The 14,407-nt window shown below is 42.3% G+C and carries 14 protein-coding genes; 8 read left to right on the top strand and 6 right to left on the bottom strand.

Annotation, left to right across the window (positions count from 1 at the left end):
- Positions 1-148 precede the first annotated feature (148 nt).
- Positions 149-1,225 (bottom strand): serine hydrolase domain-containing protein, encoded by a 1,077-nt coding sequence (locus QE429_RS02570; RefSeq protein ID WP_307283676.1) that lies wholly within the window; start codon positions 1,223-1,225, stop codon positions 149-151.
- A 236-nt stretch (positions 1,226-1,461) separates the two neighbouring features.
- Positions 1,462-2,481 (bottom strand): DUF3231 family protein, encoded by a 1,020-nt coding sequence (locus QE429_RS02575; protein WP_307283679.1) that lies wholly within the window; start codon positions 2,479-2,481, stop codon positions 1,462-1,464.
- 128 nt (positions 2,482-2,609) lie between these two features.
- Here QE429_RS02575 and QE429_RS02580 point away from each other — a divergent pair, with 128 nt between their 5' ends.
- Positions 2,610-3,038, top strand: a complete 429-nt coding sequence (locus QE429_RS02580; protein ID WP_307283682.1) for a cell wall hydrolase — start codon at positions 2,610-2,612, stop codon at positions 3,036-3,038.
- An 83-nt stretch (positions 3,039-3,121) separates the two neighbouring features.
- Here QE429_RS02580 and QE429_RS02585 read toward each other — a convergent pair whose 3' ends face one another.
- From QE429_RS02585 to QE429_RS02595, 3 genes are all read right to left on the bottom strand, one after another.
- The gene (locus QE429_RS02585; protein ID WP_307283683.1) at positions 3,122-3,748 is read right to left on the bottom strand and encodes an SdpI family protein; all 627 of its coding nucleotides are present in this window, start codon (positions 3,746-3,748) and stop codon (positions 3,122-3,124) included.
- Between the two features lie 4 nt (positions 3,749-3,752).
- The gene (locus tag QE429_RS02590) at positions 3,753-4,022 is read right to left on the bottom strand and encodes an autorepressor SdpR family transcription factor (protein ID WP_307283686.1); all 270 of its coding nucleotides are present in this window, start codon (positions 4,020-4,022) and stop codon (positions 3,753-3,755) included.
- Positions 4,023-4,365: 343 nt separating this feature from the next.
- Positions 4,366-5,910 carry a vanadium-dependent haloperoxidase gene (locus tag QE429_RS02595; RefSeq protein ID WP_307283689.1) on the bottom strand — a complete coding sequence of 515 codons (1,545 nt, stop codon included), beginning with the start codon at positions 5,908-5,910 and terminating at the stop codon, positions 4,366-4,368.
- Between the two features lie 174 nt (positions 5,911-6,084).
- On the opposite strand from QE429_RS02595, the gene QE429_RS02600 reads away from it, so the two are divergent.
- The 4 genes from QE429_RS02600 to QE429_RS02615 all read left to right on the top strand — a co-directional run bounded on the left by QE429_RS02600 (position 6,085) and on the right by QE429_RS02615 (position 9,921).
- Complete coding sequence (locus tag QE429_RS02600; protein WP_307283691.1) at positions 6,085-6,822, top strand: TerC family protein; 738 nt, start codon at positions 6,085-6,087, stop codon at positions 6,820-6,822.
- A 261-nt stretch (positions 6,823-7,083) separates the two neighbouring features.
- Positions 7,084-8,091, top strand: a complete 1,008-nt coding sequence (locus QE429_RS02605; RefSeq protein WP_307283694.1) for a DUF3231 family protein — start codon at positions 7,084-7,086, stop codon at positions 8,089-8,091.
- Positions 8,092-8,714: 623 nt separating this feature from the next.
- The gene (locus tag QE429_RS02610) at positions 8,715-9,053 is read left to right on the top strand and encodes an RNA polymerase sigma factor (protein ID WP_307283697.1); all 339 of its coding nucleotides are present in this window, start codon (positions 8,715-8,717) and stop codon (positions 9,051-9,053) included.
- The gene (locus QE429_RS02615; RefSeq protein WP_307283699.1) at positions 9,043-9,921 is read left to right on the top strand and encodes a zf-HC2 domain-containing protein; all 879 of its coding nucleotides are present in this window, start codon (positions 9,043-9,045) and stop codon (positions 9,919-9,921) included. Before QE429_RS02610 ends, QE429_RS02615 begins: the two co-directional genes overlap by 11 nt.
- 321 nt (positions 9,922-10,242) lie before the next feature.
- On the opposite strand, the gene QE429_RS02620 is transcribed toward QE429_RS02615, so the two are convergent.
- The gene (locus tag QE429_RS02620) at positions 10,243-10,407 is read right to left on the bottom strand and encodes a hypothetical protein (RefSeq protein ID WP_307283702.1); all 165 of its coding nucleotides are present in this window, start codon (positions 10,405-10,407) and stop codon (positions 10,243-10,245) included.
- Between the two features lie 169 nt (positions 10,408-10,576).
- On the opposite strand from QE429_RS02620, the gene QE429_RS02625 reads away from it, so the two are divergent.
- From QE429_RS02625 to QE429_RS02635, 3 genes are all read left to right on the top strand, one after another.
- On the top strand, positions 10,577-12,019 hold the full coding sequence (locus QE429_RS02625; protein WP_307283705.1) for an FAD-binding oxidoreductase: 1,443 nt from the start codon (positions 10,577-10,579) through the stop codon (positions 12,017-12,019).
- Positions 12,009-12,536 carry an MFS transporter gene (locus QE429_RS02630; protein ID WP_307283707.1) on the top strand — a complete coding sequence of 176 codons (528 nt, stop codon included), beginning with the start codon at positions 12,009-12,011 and terminating at the stop codon, positions 12,534-12,536. Before QE429_RS02625 ends, QE429_RS02630 begins: the two co-directional genes overlap by 11 nt.
- A 264-nt stretch (positions 12,537-12,800) precedes the next feature.
- Complete coding sequence (locus QE429_RS02635; RefSeq protein ID WP_307283710.1) at positions 12,801-14,279, top strand: SulP family inorganic anion transporter; 1,479 nt, start codon at positions 12,801-12,803, stop codon at positions 14,277-14,279.
- The last annotated feature ends 128 nt before the right edge of the window (positions 14,280-14,407 follow it).

A 14,407-nucleotide genomic window follows, 5' to 3' on the forward strand; every position in this document is an offset into this window, starting at 1 on the left:
TGTAAATTCGCTGATAAACCACTCTAATTCGCTGATAACAGTCAAAAAATCGCTGATAAATTTCAAAGTCCTCTAAAATAGGGTAATTTTACACCAACAAACAGCTGATTCTAACCAATTCTAGACGAAAAATACATTCAGCCAGTGCCTACTTCTTAGCAACCTTCGCTATCTTCCTCAGAATGGAATAAACAAAGCGAATGCTTTTTCCCACATAGCCGGTTCGATTAAAACTCCCGATCACATACACATCGAAGCCAGGATTGTAGAGCATAAACGACCCCGTCGAGCCTAAGTGACCCCACACATTGTACTTCTCCGTAAAAGGCTGCATTCGCACCCTCATGAGCCCGAGGCCATACTCGACGCCGAGCCACATTTTTGTCCATTTCTGCATGGCAGCCAGGGACTCTTGGCTAACCAGTTGCCCGCCGACCAATGCCTTCATGAAAAGAAGCAAGTCCTCAGAGGTACTTACCGTTTGTCCGCCGGCATAAATACTGCTGAAGCTCTTATGCTCGGTCACGTTGACTCGCTTATCGTTCATATAAACTGTGGCTACAGGATAATCACTCGCTACCGCAGGCTCCGAGTAATGGCATAGATAGGTATGCTTCATTCCAAGCGGCCCAAAAATGTACTCATGCAGCACCTCTTGATACACCCGCCCGGTTACTTTTTCAATAATCAGCCCTAACAGATTAAAGCCAGTATTCGAATAGTGGCAGCCCTTGCCCGGTGCGAACTTAGGGGTCAAATGCTGCTTCGTCCATTCAATCGTCTCCTCCGGTGTCCAGAATCGGGAAGGCTCATGAAACAGCAATTCTTGAAATGAAGGTCCTTTTTTAGGCTTCAGTTCATAATAATCCGGCAAACCAGAAGTATTGCTCAACAAATGCCAGATACTTAAATCCTCTGAATAATCGGTTCCCTTATAAACGTGCAAGCCTTGAACCATTTCCGCCGGCAAAAACGTCGCCACCCGATCCTCGTAGCTAATTTTCCCTTTTTCTACTAACATCGCAATCAACACAGCTGTAAAGGTTTTTCCGATGCTGGCCGTATGGAAGGGCTGTTCAGGAGTAGCAGGTACGTCGCCTATTTTTACACGAGCCAAATTCAAATGGAGATTAAGAGAATCCGAGTGAACGAGCAAATAGGCATTGTCCACCTTGGAATCAGTATCAACGGTTTTGTCGAACTTTTTTTCAATCGCTTGAAACATTAGCATTCCCGCTTCCATAAATTTTTCTATGAAACTACCTATAGTATATTTCAAACCAACTTAATAAATGGTAAAAATTTCTTTGCAAGTACTATTCTATCATCCTATATTTCGGGTATATGGAACTAGTGATTCTATGGATGATTTTGATAAGCCGTGCCATTTTTGCAACACTGTCATAAGTATTTTTTATGAAAAAAGCAACTAATCCTAGTTAGTTGCTTTTGAAAAATGCCTTAATTTTGCTTCTTATGTTGAGCTAACTTCACCTTATCCATTGTTCCTGGAGGCTGTTCGAGCCATTGATGGTCAATCATCAAATAGGCAATGTCTTTCGCGTATTGGGCAATTTCGAGAGACAGACGTTCATAGTTGACGATTAAATCAGTCCTTTGACTTGCAGCAGCGGCCGTTGCGTAGTTACCCGTTCCAGCAGCGGTTAATAATCCATTATGAAAAATCATCAGCTTATCCGAAAAGACTTCCGCTGTGGAATTGGTTATGGCAACATCTGCAGAAATAGGGGGCTGTGTATTATTCTCTAACATTGTAGAAGTAAAGATTCTCACATGCTTCTCAGAGATATCCTTTCCTTGCAGCATCAGCTTTTGCACTTCTTTTCGAGGAGAGCATTGAGCAAAACTAAGACATAGTTTAGCGCCAATCAGGTTGTTTTGGATATTCATAAACAAATGCGAGAGTTCAACCGTGTTCAGAGGGCGTTTATTTGTAAAAGGGTTTAATCCGCTCAAATAGCTCCGGCTATCCACAAAATCCTTCTGATGGGGATAATCGATGTAAGGAGGACGGACGAAAAGCCCCTTTTCTAATAAGACTTCTGTGCTTTCATCGAACAATTCAGTAGTGAGAATAAGGGCCGTTTTAAAGCATTTTCGCACATCTTTTCTTGCACACATCGAGGTAAATCCACTATATCCCGCCATACCTGCTTTCGACATATGATTTATGTAAAAAATCATAAAGGAATCCGTATAGAGTTTGGGTGCATTCAAATTCACATCGCTGGGAGAAAACCCATTAGGTACAGGGATTTCTTCCTGCTGAAAAAACTCCGTAATTTCCGCCAGAACTTTTGTAGCAATCCCATGACCCAACTCACAGATTTTTCTCGCATCAGGATCTTCTACTGTACTTAAGAAGAAGTTTAGAAATTGTATGGACATACTATTATTCATATAAGAAGTCCAGAGGGTTGCGATTTCAGCCGATGTTAACTGTATCTGTTTGCTTGTCATGCAAATGGCCTCCAAATAAAACAAGAATTTTGTCTCATTATTTGTGATTAAGCCATTTTTTATACTGGCACCCAAGATACCCCATTCACATATGGTAAGGATAATGGCTAGTTGAAAGGAAGAATACAATGGCTGTTGTAAAAGCTAGAACATCGGATATCGATCTGTTAGCAAGATTACTTCGGGCAGAGGCAGAAGGGGAAGGGGAACAGGGGATGTTGCTCGTGGGTAACGTAGGGATTAACCGAATTCGAGCGAATTGTAGTGATTTTAAAGGGATAAGGACCATCCCAGAAATGATCTATCAGCCTCATGCATTTGAAGCCGTCCAACACGGTTACTTTTATCAAAGGCCAAGGGAACGAGAAAGGCGCTTAGCGAGAAGGACAGTGAATGGAGAGCGTTTCTGGCCGGCAAAATTTAGTTTATGGTATTTCAAACCACCGGGTGAGTGCCCGTCGACCTGGTATAATCAACCCTTTGTAGGAAAGTTTAAAAACCACTGCTTCTACCAACCCACAGCAGAGACCTGTGAAAATGTCTATAACACGTTCTAACCAAATTCATCGGCAACTGAGTGTAGGGGGCGATTTTGCAAAAAAGGCATGGTCATTCTTAATTGAATAACCATGCCTTTTCATTAGCCTTTGACAAAAAAGTAATAGGAGGAAAGGACTGTCAGGCCTAGGCAAAAAATGATCACGGTTAGGGTGTAATACGGTTGGATGGCAGCTGGGATGACTGGAACAAGTAATAATAGCACCCCTGCGACCACAAAGACTTTCCCTGCGAAGCGGTGCGTTTTTTTCCATACATCTTCACTCGCTAAAGTCCATGGTGTCCGAATGCCGATAAAATAATTATGCTTAAACTTAGGACTAAAGTTACCGATGAGAATAAATAACAATCCAACCAGTTCCGGCACCACATAGGCTGGATTAAGCTTGCCTAAGCTCGTGGCAATTTGCACAATCTGCAGTAAAAATAGGAAAGTAAGGATAATGTTCATAATTAGATAATACGTATCCTGAAATCGTTGATAATTCGCTTTCTTTGGATCAATTTTCGGCAGCAGGATGGTGAGAATATATAAAATCAGCATGATTCCTGGTAAAAAGATGGCTCCGTAGGATTTTTGGACAAAGTCATCTGGGACTCCTTTATAATTCCAATGGATGCCCACTTGCTGCGGCAGGTATGGGTAAGAAATCGCTGTTCCGATGATAATCAAAGCCAATAAAATTAGGCCAAACCACTGTTTTTTCATTGCTCTACACCTCTTCTTCCTTCTTTAGAAAGTCCATAAACCACGTCACTACGTCCTCAAACACAGTGGTATTTAAAGAATAAATAATCTGCTGCCCTTTCTTTTCCGCATCCACCAAGTTCGCTTGTTTCAATAAATTCAAATGATGAGAAATACTCGGCTTTGCCATATCAAAATGTTCCGCAATTTCCCCCGCAGACAAATCCTTCTGCTTCAACAAATGAAGAATCTTCCGCCGACTCGGATCAGACAACGCCTTAAAAGCATCATTCATAATAAACCCTCTTTTCTTGTGGTGGGGGACAGACCCCCGCGGCTTTACCGCATTACCATTCAGGGGGACAGACCCCCGCTGCTTTACCACATTACCATTCAGGGGGACAGACCCCCGGCCCTGTAACGCGTTACCTTCCTGGGGGACTGTCCCCACAAAAGTCCCCGCACATTTAGTCCATGAATTTAGGTATTTAGAAAATTATCTAAATATATAATAACTCCAACCAACTAAACTGTAAATGGTTTCCTTTAAATATTTAGATAAACTTCTAAATAAGATATACAATCAAACAAGGAGCCATCTAAATGGCTCCTTGTTTGATCCGAACAAAAGTATCAAGTTAATTTATAGTAATGGTTGTTCCATCGAATCTAGTAAGCGTAAATCCACTAAACTTCTCGTTGTAGGTTTTACTAAAATCCTTAAGCACCTCGATGGCTACTGTTTCCCCTAATTTCAGCCCCTCGCTTCCATCTGAACGCCAATGCACTCCGGCTGTGTCGCGACTTAGAGCGATATTGGAGGCAAGTTTGTTTAACTCCCCACCGATGGTCAATAGATCCCCCTCGTAGGGAATAAGAGTTTGTCCATCCGCATGCACCACAACAGGGTTCGGAAGGACAAATAATTCATTAAAAAATGCTTTCAGAACCGTCACTCCTGCACCAATAATGCAAGCATGCCCCGCCGGATAGGCAGGGTGAGTAGGGCACCCTTCCGGATACGCCATGGGTAATAAATAGGTGCCAAACTTTTTGAAGACTTCGGAAAGCGCGTGAGAATCTAAAAGGTCATTGTGGATGGGATAACTTGCTTGATGAACTTTTTGAAGATGGACGCGGCCCCCGAATTCTTCTGGTCGAAGTCTCCGGTGAACGAGGAATTTTTGATACCAAGCGGCCTCAAGAGCAACACGGGCGACCTTGGTGACTAAATCCTGAATATGTGGGGCGCCAAAAGTAATAAATCCTCCCTCTGTTGCCGACTGAAGGTATGGGTTAGATGCAGCAATGGCACCTTTTCCTAAACCAAGTAAAATCAAACAAGCAGAAAGGGATGCTTGGAAGGAAAAATCTAGATGAACATACTCAGCCAGATCGCGGCCATTAGTAATATAACGGGATGTAGGTTCCCATTCCGGTACCACAGGCGGTACACCATTCTGGATTTTCAACCAATCATCATAGTTCGTCATAAAATCGGAGCCGGCCGGTGTTGTGCGATATTGTTGAGTAATTGTTTTTGCCCCAAAAGGAATATTCATCCAAAGGAACTGTGAGAGATAGGGGCCGGCAAGGTCACCAGGGGTATTTCCACGAAACAAAGTACCTGGGGTTACGTAGCCGTTCACTTTTGGACCGTGAAAATCGGATAAAACCGATAGTTCTGATGCTGCCGCTGTTGTCAGAGGATGGGTATCATACTCGGCAAAAGGTACATCCCGAGTGAGGGCCTGCCAGTACAGCTCTACCATTTCACCTGCAGCCCAGGCACTGCTGAATCTGGGCGGGGCAGCAATCCCTAGTTTATGGCAGTCAGCACCAATCAAGTCATATACATAGGCTGCTTGAGGATTTGCAAGCTTTACCACATCGCCCATCGGTATAGACTCAAAATCCTTTCCTTTGCCTGATTTCAATGCCTTTATATAGAGATCATAGGAGCTGAGGTCCACCTCACCCATTGTATTATGCGGCAATCCTTTTGAAAAATTGCCTAGTTTGTTAGAATACAATCCTTCGTCACCGTTACATTGCTGTTTTGAAGAAGAACCTTCCTCCTGAACCTTGGCTGCCTTATTTCGAACCTTATAGGCCCTCACATTACGCTTCTCTGCGTTTAAAGGACCAATCACACACTTCTTTTTATATCGCTTTTTGCCCATAGCATCACCTTATTTTAATAGAATTAGAAACAACCTTCATAGGTTGTCTCATTCCATCATATGCTTGTAGTTAAGTAGAGGACTAGAGTAATGACTAGTGGGGGGGACAGTCCCCCAGCGTGGTAACGCGTTAACCAAGCGGGGGACTGTCCCCACAAAAAGTAGGGGGATGTTATGGAGCTTTCACTATTGCTAGAGTACGGCTGGGTTTTACTTATTTTGGTTTTACTTGAGAGTTTATTATCGGCGGATAATGCGTTGGTGCTAGCCATTATGGCAAAGCATTTACCAGTGGAACAACAAAGGAAATCACTTAATATTGGATTGAGTTTGGCTTTTATTTTTCGAATTGGCGCCATCTTTGTCATTTCACACTTATTTCATGTGTGGCAGATTCAGGCAATTGGGGCCGCTTATTTAATCTTCATTTCCATCAAACATATATTGAAAAAGGACCACGGTAAAAAAGGGCACAAAGGAAATAGCTATCAGCTGACAATTGTGCAAATCGCCTTTACCGATATTGCCTTTGCGGTGGATTCCATTTTAGCCGCTGTTGCCCTTGTCATCGCATTGCCGGATACGCCGTTGAGGGAAATCGGCGGAATGGATGCCGCTCAATTTATTGTCATTTTATTAGCGGCGATTGCGGGGCTAACCGTGATTCGCTTCGCTGCAAGTTACTTTGTTAAGGTGTTGGCTCAACGTCCCAGCCTTGAAACCGCGGCCATGCTGCTTGTCGGGTGGGTGGGGGTCAAGCTATTCATACATACTCTTGCGCACCCATCCCTCGGCATCATTTCACAGAATTTTGTAGAGGGGCCGATTTGGAAGACTCTCTTCTGGACAGTGATGTTTCTTATCGCTTTAGGCGGCTGGGTGGAATCTAAGGGAAAAACAGCACACAGGTGAGGAAGGGTTGGTTGGAAGTTGATTTCTAGTTTTTGTAGAATCCTTCCCCGATTTTGTAGAATTAATTAAAATTTTGTAGAATTCCTTATCCCAATTGTAGAATTCCTCCTCTAATTTGTAGAATAACTCGATCAAGATAGCAAAGGGATCGCAAGAGCGACCCCTTTTTCTTGTTTCCATGAAATAAGAATACATTTGGATGAAATGGATAAATTAAGGAGAAATTCAAATAACCTAAAAAAATGATTTGAGGATGAAAAAATGGTCGAACATTTAACAAAATTAACGTCAGCAGAATTATCGATGCTGTGGAGTACCTATATTGGTGACACGATGTCTATTTGTGTATTAAGGCATTTTTTTGAAACCTGTGAAGATCAGGACATTAAGCCAATTATTCAGCAGGCACTTAACTATTCCTATGACCATGTTTCACAAATTACCGACTTATTTACTAAGGAAGGGATTCCTCTCCCAAATGGGTTTGGCGAACAAGATGTGAACCTGCAGGCAAAGAAGCTTTTTTCCGATGTTACCTACATGCGTTACTTGCAACATATGGGGAGAACTGGATTGAACTCATACAGCCTAGCGAAGTCGGTTTCCTCACGGAAAGATATCCGTGCCTTGTTCAAACAGTTTTACAGTCAAACTGAAGCCCTATATGATGATAATGCAGAACTCATGCAGGAAAAAGGAGTCTATATTCGATCCCCCTATATTTCCTATCCTGATAAAATACAGTATGTGACGGAAAGAAAATTCCTTGGGGGACTAATAGGTGCTCCCCGGCCGCTTCTTGGAGTAGAAATTGCCCATTTAGGAGTGAATATCGAAGTGGCCAATGTTGCAAAAACACTCCTTTTAGGCTTTAGCCAAGTGGCTCAGTCAAAAAAGTTAAGTGACTACTTTAAGGATGGATACGAGTTAGGGAAAAAAATGGTCGAAGATTTTATGATCAAACTAAAAGAGGACGATAATTCCTATCCATCCACATGGGATTCAACAGTTACAAACAGTACAGATGCACCGTTCTCAGATAAATTGATGTTATTTCACACAAATGCCCAAAGTGCTATTGGTTTAGGGGATTTTGGACTTGCCATTGCTTCATCGTTTCGAAAGGATTTAATTCTAGGATATGAAGGTTATATACTTAAAATAGGGGCCTATGTGAAAGAAGGGGCAAATCTCTTAATTGATCACGGCTGGTTTGAAAAGCCACCACAATCGATTGACAGAGAATCGGTCCGTAATCAAAACAAATAAGATGATATTGGGGTGGTACCTTATGTTTTATGGATTAAAGAAAAAACTCGCTACGATTTTTTTTATGGCTATTGGAGCTGGGATACTCACCACAATTTATACAACGATACTTTTCCTTTATGTATATAAAATTAATAAAAAGGTAAACAAGTTGATTAATAAGTAAGTTACATAATTACTGGCGTTTCTTTCTTTTTACAACAGTAACAGAAATCCACACAACGGCAGCGCCAAGGAAAGCGACAAAAATAGGAACGAAAACATTGTTCACCATGGACATTCTCCTTTTTAATTGATATAAATTATTGTATCACAATTAGAAAATATTGGATATAATCAAAATGACTTTGGTCTTCTGCTAATTCACCGCCATTTGTTGGCGGTTTTTTTTGTGGGAAAAAATATTTTTATATTTTTTGTAACGAAAACAACGTCAATCGGATATATAGTGCGAAAGGAGGCTAAGCCTTGGGGGAACTAGATGAAATGTATCACCAATATGCGGAGGGCGTTTTTAAATATTTGATGTGTCTATGTCATAATGCCGATTTATCAGAAGAACTAACACAAGAGACATTTTATCAAGCGGTGAAATCGATTGATCGATACAACGGGGAATGCAAATGTCCGTTTGGCTCTGCCAAATCGCAAAGCATTCCTATTATAAGCACCTTGAAAAAAGTAAGAAGCAACGTCAACCTACAGAGATTTTTCAAGAACAGATTGTACATACATCACCTGAAGCAGAACTCATTCATGCGGAAGACAAAATGGCTCTTTACCGAATGATCCACCTACTTGAAGAGCCATATAAAGAGGTTTTACTCCTAAGGCTCTTAGGCGGTCTTAGTTTTAAAGAAATAGGAGACATCCAGCGGAAAAATGAAAATTGGGCAAGAGTGACGTTTTACCGGGCAAAACTGAAATTACGAGAAAGGGGCACGGGCGAAAATGAACAATAACTGCTACATTGTGCGCGACTTACTGCCGTCTTATATAGACAAGCTGTGCAGCTATGAAAGCAATCAGTTTATTGAAGAGCATATTAGATCCTGTAGCGATTGTAAAAATGTCCTCGATACCATGAAAGAGGAAGTGGAGGGGGCAGATGAACTAGACCAAGTGAAGATACAGGTGGCGAAGAATCCCTTCCAAAAAGTAGCGGATTTTTTCAAGGCACAGAAGAAATTGACGAAATATGTACTTATTGCAGCACTCCTGTCATTGGTCGCAGGGGCCAGTTTTCTGTTCAACTCTATGGTGGAATGGAACGAAGCGAAGAAAGAGGCTAACAAGCTGGAAGTGGTAGAAAAAGAGAGGGCAGACATCATGTCGGACGTATTTGATGTCTTAGGTTCCTCTCCTGAAATAACAACACAAGTAGAAAAACAATTGATGGACGTATTTCATAGATACAAAGATAAGCTGAATTTGTTGGCTATTTTTCCAACGGAAGATGTGGAGGATTGGATAAAGGAAAACCCTTCTGTTACCCATGAACCTACCACCATTTTTCCAATTGATTATAAAAAGGCAGCCAAGGTCATCGGAACCGAAGGAATAATTGAAGCGAAGGATCGAATTATACCAAGTGATTATGATTTTGGCACAGTGGTAATGGCGAATACCAAATGGGTCATTCAATATGAATATAAAAATTCATATGAACCGAAGATCGAGCGGCACCATCAATTAAAATACTATGGTCCAAGCGTCTGGAGTATATTCCTGCTACCAATTCTGTTCTTTGCTATAGGCAGTGTGCTAATGGTAGTTTGGATGTTTTTGAGGAATCATAATAAGCAGCTGAAGGATGTTATGGGAGCATAGTGTACTAAAAACACCTGTCGGTTATTAACAGGTGTTTTTCTTTATGGCTGTGTTAAAGAACATTGTTGATTTTTATACCCTGTTGATTGGAGCGGAAGGCACGAAGACTCCTTTGGGAGTGCGGGTCAGGGTAGACCCCGCAGGGGCGTTTCTCCGAGGAGGCTCGCCGAAACGCCCACGAACCGCTCGTGCCTGGAGTGCAAATCAACAGACAAGTTTAACAAAGCGTTCTTTATAAAAAAATGTAAGCAATGCTTGAGGACAGCATCGCTTTTTTTTGTATCGAAAGAGTGAATTAGCAGCTAATTCACTCTTGGATATTTATTCGGTTTGTTCATTTTCTGTTGCCATACTGCCTTCACCGTTCACTGGATGCGGCTGCCCGTATCCTTCCACATTCCCCGCATGTTCTCTGTGATACTCCGTTCCCGAACCTACACGATTTTCGGCCGCAGTCCCTTTTTGCTTTTCATTTTGATTAGACATTCTGCTCACCTCCTAAACATAATTAGATTGCTTATTATTCGTTTAATTATGCAGGAGAAGGGAAATATTAGAAAATTTTTCTATAATAGAAAAAAGATATATGATACAATAAGTGTAAAATTACACTACTTAGTAAGGGGGATTTCCTATTATTAAGAAACTTATACTAGTGATCCTCGCGCTTGTTGTCTTCACTTGCTCGGTTTCCTATGCGGTTTTCCGGTATTCGTTAAACCACTATTCGGATGACCTGTACGAACAGCATACCATCCAGGATGTCGGCCGACTCCTGCCAACGAAAATTGAACGGATCGAAAAAGGAAAAGAAGTAGAGCAGATTGTTCATATTCTAAAGGAAGCCCGGAAAGACGGCTTAAAGGTGAGCATCGCTGGAAAAAGGCATTCCCAGGGCGGGCATACCTATTACCCGGACGGGGTGGTCCTGGATATGACCAGTTTTAATAAAATTCTAGACATCGATAAAAACAGAAAGAACATTCATGTCGAAAGCGGCGCCACATGGGACGAGATCCAAAAAGCCCTTGCCCTACAAGGACTCGCAGTGAAAGTCATGCAAAGCCAGAATATTTTTACCGTCGGAGGGTCCATCAGCGTCAATGTGCATGGCAGGGATATCAAAAACGAATCCCTTGGTCAAACGATTAACTGGTTCCACCTATTGCTTCCTAACGGAAAAATCGTCAAAGTGGATCGTATCAGCGAACCAGAATTATTTAAGGATGTCCTGGGTGGTTATGGTCTATTCGGTGTCATCTTAGATGTCGAGTTGCAGGTGACCGACGATGAGGTGTACGAGATTCGCACAAAAAAGGTGAGTGTGGAGGAATTTCCGGCGTATGTCCATGCCTTAAGGGAAAACCCGGGGGTGAAGATGGCCTATGCACGGGTTTCCGTGGCACCTCGGACATCGATGAACAGCATGTTTGTCGTCGAGTACCATACAACCGAGTATCCTCTGACGGAAAAACTTCGTGAATTGAAGGAAGATGAGCAGCCCTATCTGACCTATACTCTACTCAACTTATCTCGCAAGACCGGCTTCGGCAAGGATTGGTTGTGGGACCTGCAGGAAAAATACTTCCTTTCGCTTGATCATCGCTTGATTTCAAGAAACAACGCCATGCGTTCAGAAAGCGATTTTCTCCTGTATAAAAACCAAAAGAATACGGATACGCTGCAGGAATTTTTCGTCCCAATCGATGAGTATCCGGCCTATGTCGAGGACATGAAAGTCTTTTTGAAAAAAGACGACATCAACCTGCTGAACTTCACGATTCGTTATGTTTCGAAAGACGAGTTATCGAGGCTTTCTTATGCCAAGACAGATATGATCGCCCTTGTCGCCTTGTTCAATCACGGAAAACAAAAGCAGGAGGTCGAAAAGGCGCAAACGTCGATTCGAAAAATGATTGATATTACCTTGAGGCACAACGGAACCTTTTACTTGCCGTATTATCCATACGCAACCAAACAACAATTGCTTGAGGCCTATCCGAACTTTCCTGAGTTTGTGAAGGAAAAGGAGAAGGTCGACCCGAATGGGGATTTCACGAGTCTGTTTTATGAGAGGTACAGCCGCCATGAAGACTAAATTGATGATTCGCGGGAGTGTGCTTGTTATTCAGACGGCGGTCTTCCCGTATTACCTGCTTTTTTTGAAAAATATCGGGGAAACCTACAGCGCGTTCTCTTTGTTATACGCGATGTTCGCTCTATCATCAGCGGCTTGTTTTTATGCCTTAACCTGGATTCCACATGCACTTCCGCTTCGAAAAATGTACAGTGTCTCGTTGTTCGGACTCGGCTTAGCCATGATTGTGGTGCCGTTTGCCGAAACGGTCCTCCATGTGTGTTTCATCCAATGTGTAATGGGGATTTTTCAAGCAATTTACAAACTAGCGGAGAAAGAGTTTGATAAGAAAGACAATCTAAGCTGGAAGAAGGAAAACCTCCATCAGTTTTTTTTGCAGCTCATCATCGTCGCGAGCATTCTTGGGGCAGGATTCATTTTTGACTGGTTCTCTGTTCATATGTTGTTTTACCTTGCCGGGGCATGGTATGTGGTGAATGGGTGGTTGGCATTAAGAAGAGAGACGGAAAATGGCTAACAACCCATGTCTGAATTTAGAGATCCCTTCCCATGTGAAGGGGTCTTTTTTTGCATGGATGTAACTTCCAGATTAACTTCACGGGTTATAACGAAAACCGAAGGAAAAGTGAGGGATTTCAAGAAGAGGTAATTTGTGTCCGCTTACATGGTGTTTCACAAATCTGTCACATTCTATTATACTTTGTTCTGTTATCAACGGCCCCGACTTTCATGAGAGTTGAAAGTCAAACACACAAACAAAACAAAGGGAGAGGTAATAGATTTGAATCTAAATACAATTAAATATGAATGGTTTGGAAACATCAGGGGAGATGTGTTGGCAGGGATTGTGGTTGCTATGGCTTTAATTCCAGAAGCGATTGCCTTCTCTATTATTGCGGGGGTAGATCCAATGATCGGCCTATACGCGTCATTCTGTATTGCGGTAACCACGGCTTTTGTCGGTGGGAGACCTGGAATGATTTCAGCAGCTACTGGTGCAACCGCACTATTAATGACGACGTTGGTGAGAGACCATGGGTTGCAGTATTTACTTGCAGCCACAGTGTTAACAGGTGTTATCCAAATCATTATGGGTGTATTAAAGCTCGGGCGCTTGATGAAGTTTGTACCGCGTTCGGTTATGGCTGGGTTTGTTAACGCACTAGCCATCTTAATTTTTATGGCACAGTTGCCTCATTTTGTGGGTGAATCATGGCAAATGTATGCGATGGTGGCGGGCGCGCTTGCGATCATTTATATTCTGCCTCGTTTTACAAAAGCGGTCCCATCCCCATTAGTGGCTATTCTTGTGATCTCGGCGATTGCCATTTTTACAGGAAGTGATGTGCGTACGGTAGGAGATATGGGCGAATTAACATCAAGGCTGCCTGTATTCATGATTCCGGATATTCCATTGAACTTCGAGACGCTCCAAATTATTTTTCCCTATTCCATATCCATTGCCATTGTAGGTTTAGTAGAGTCATTATTAACGGCTTCGATTGTCGATGATATGACAGATACGGAAAGTGATAAGAATAAGGAAGCGCGCGGTCAAGGGATGGCAAATATTGTTTCTGCTTTCTTTGGCGGTATGGCTGGATGTGCGATGATTGGCCAATCGGTGATTAATGTGAAATCAGGAGGACGTGGTCGTCTTTCGACACTGGTTGCCGGTGTATTTCTAATGGTTTTAATCGTTTCATTAAAAGGCTTCCTTGTGCAGATTCCAATGGCAGCCCTTGTCGGGGTCATGTTCATGGTATCGATCGGTACGTTTGATTGGTCTTGCCTAAAGTCCGTTAAAAAGGTGCCAGTGACAGACACACTTGTTATGGTTGTCACCGTCTTGACGGTAATTAAAACACATGATTTATCGAAGGGTGTTTTAATTGGGATCATTTTAAGTGCCATTTTCTTTGCAGCGAAAATTTCAAAAGTGAAGGTTACAAGTCTATCAGCAGAAGGTTCACATAAGAAGGTGTATCACGTTTCTGGACAAATCTTCTTTGCTTCTGTCACAGACTTTGTTAATAGCTTTGATTATAAAGAGAACGTAGATGAAATTGAATTAGATTTATCCAATGCACACCTTTGGGACGACTCAGCAGTGGGCGCCATCGATAAAGTGGTCATGAAGTACCACCAAAACGGGGTAAAGGTAAATCTAAAAGGAGTCAATCAGGAAAGTAATAACCTCCTTGAAAAAATTGCCGTTCATAATAAACCAGGCGGACTAGAGAAAGTCGCTGGACACTAAGATTTTGGGGACAGTCCCCCGTTGCGCTAAAGCGCCGGGGGACTGTCCCCAAAAATTTGTACAAATTTATCAAATACTAGGAAGAAGTCTAGTCACACTCCATTCCTACTCATATTCTATAAAAGCCA

Origin of the sequence: Bacillus sp. SORGH_AS_0510, from assembly GCF_030818775.1 — a bacterium.
In the GTDB taxonomy this organism is placed as follows: Bacteria; Bacillota; Bacilli; order Bacillales; family Cytobacillaceae; genus Neobacillus.

Excerpts from the sequence above, each read along its gene's own strand:
- QE429_RS02600 (WP_307283691.1), top strand. The coding sequence starts at position 6,085 with ATGGAGCTTTCACTATTGCTAGAGTACGGCTGGGTTTTACTTATTTTG.
- QE429_RS02570 (WP_307283676.1), bottom strand. The coding sequence starts at position 1,225 with ATGTTTCAAGCGATTGAAAAAAAGTTCGACAAAACCGTTGATACTGAT.
- QE429_RS02615 (WP_307283699.1), top strand. The coding sequence starts at position 9,043 with ATGAACAATAACTGCTACATTGTGCGCGACTTACTGCCGTCTTATATA.
- QE429_RS02610 (WP_307283697.1), top strand. The coding sequence starts at position 8,715 with ATGTCCGTTTGGCTCTGCCAAATCGCAAAGCATTCCTATTATAAGCAC.
- QE429_RS02590 (WP_307283686.1), bottom strand. The coding sequence starts at position 4,022 with ATGAATGATGCTTTTAAGGCGTTGTCTGATCCGAGTCGGCGGAAGATT.
- QE429_RS02580 (WP_307283682.1), top strand. The coding sequence starts at position 2,610 with ATGGCTGTTGTAAAAGCTAGAACATCGGATATCGATCTGTTAGCAAGA.
- QE429_RS02595 (WP_307283689.1), bottom strand. The coding sequence starts at position 5,910 with ATGGGCAAAAAGCGATATAAAAAGAAGTGTGTGATTGGTCCTTTAAAC.
- QE429_RS02620 (WP_307283702.1), bottom strand. The coding sequence starts at position 10,407 with ATGTCTAATCAAAATGAAAAGCAAAAAGGGACTGCGGCCGAAAATCGT.
- QE429_RS02630 (WP_307283707.1), top strand. The coding sequence starts at position 12,009 with ATGAAGACTAAATTGATGATTCGCGGGAGTGTGCTTGTTATTCAGACG.
- QE429_RS02585 (WP_307283683.1), bottom strand. The coding sequence starts at position 3,748 with ATGAAAAAACAGTGGTTTGGCCTAATTTTATTGGCTTTGATTATCATC.
- QE429_RS02605 (WP_307283694.1), top strand. The coding sequence starts at position 7,084 with ATGGTCGAACATTTAACAAAATTAACGTCAGCAGAATTATCGATGCTG.
- QE429_RS02575 (WP_307283679.1), bottom strand. The coding sequence starts at position 2,481 with ATGACAAGCAAACAGATACAGTTAACATCGGCTGAAATCGCAACCCTC.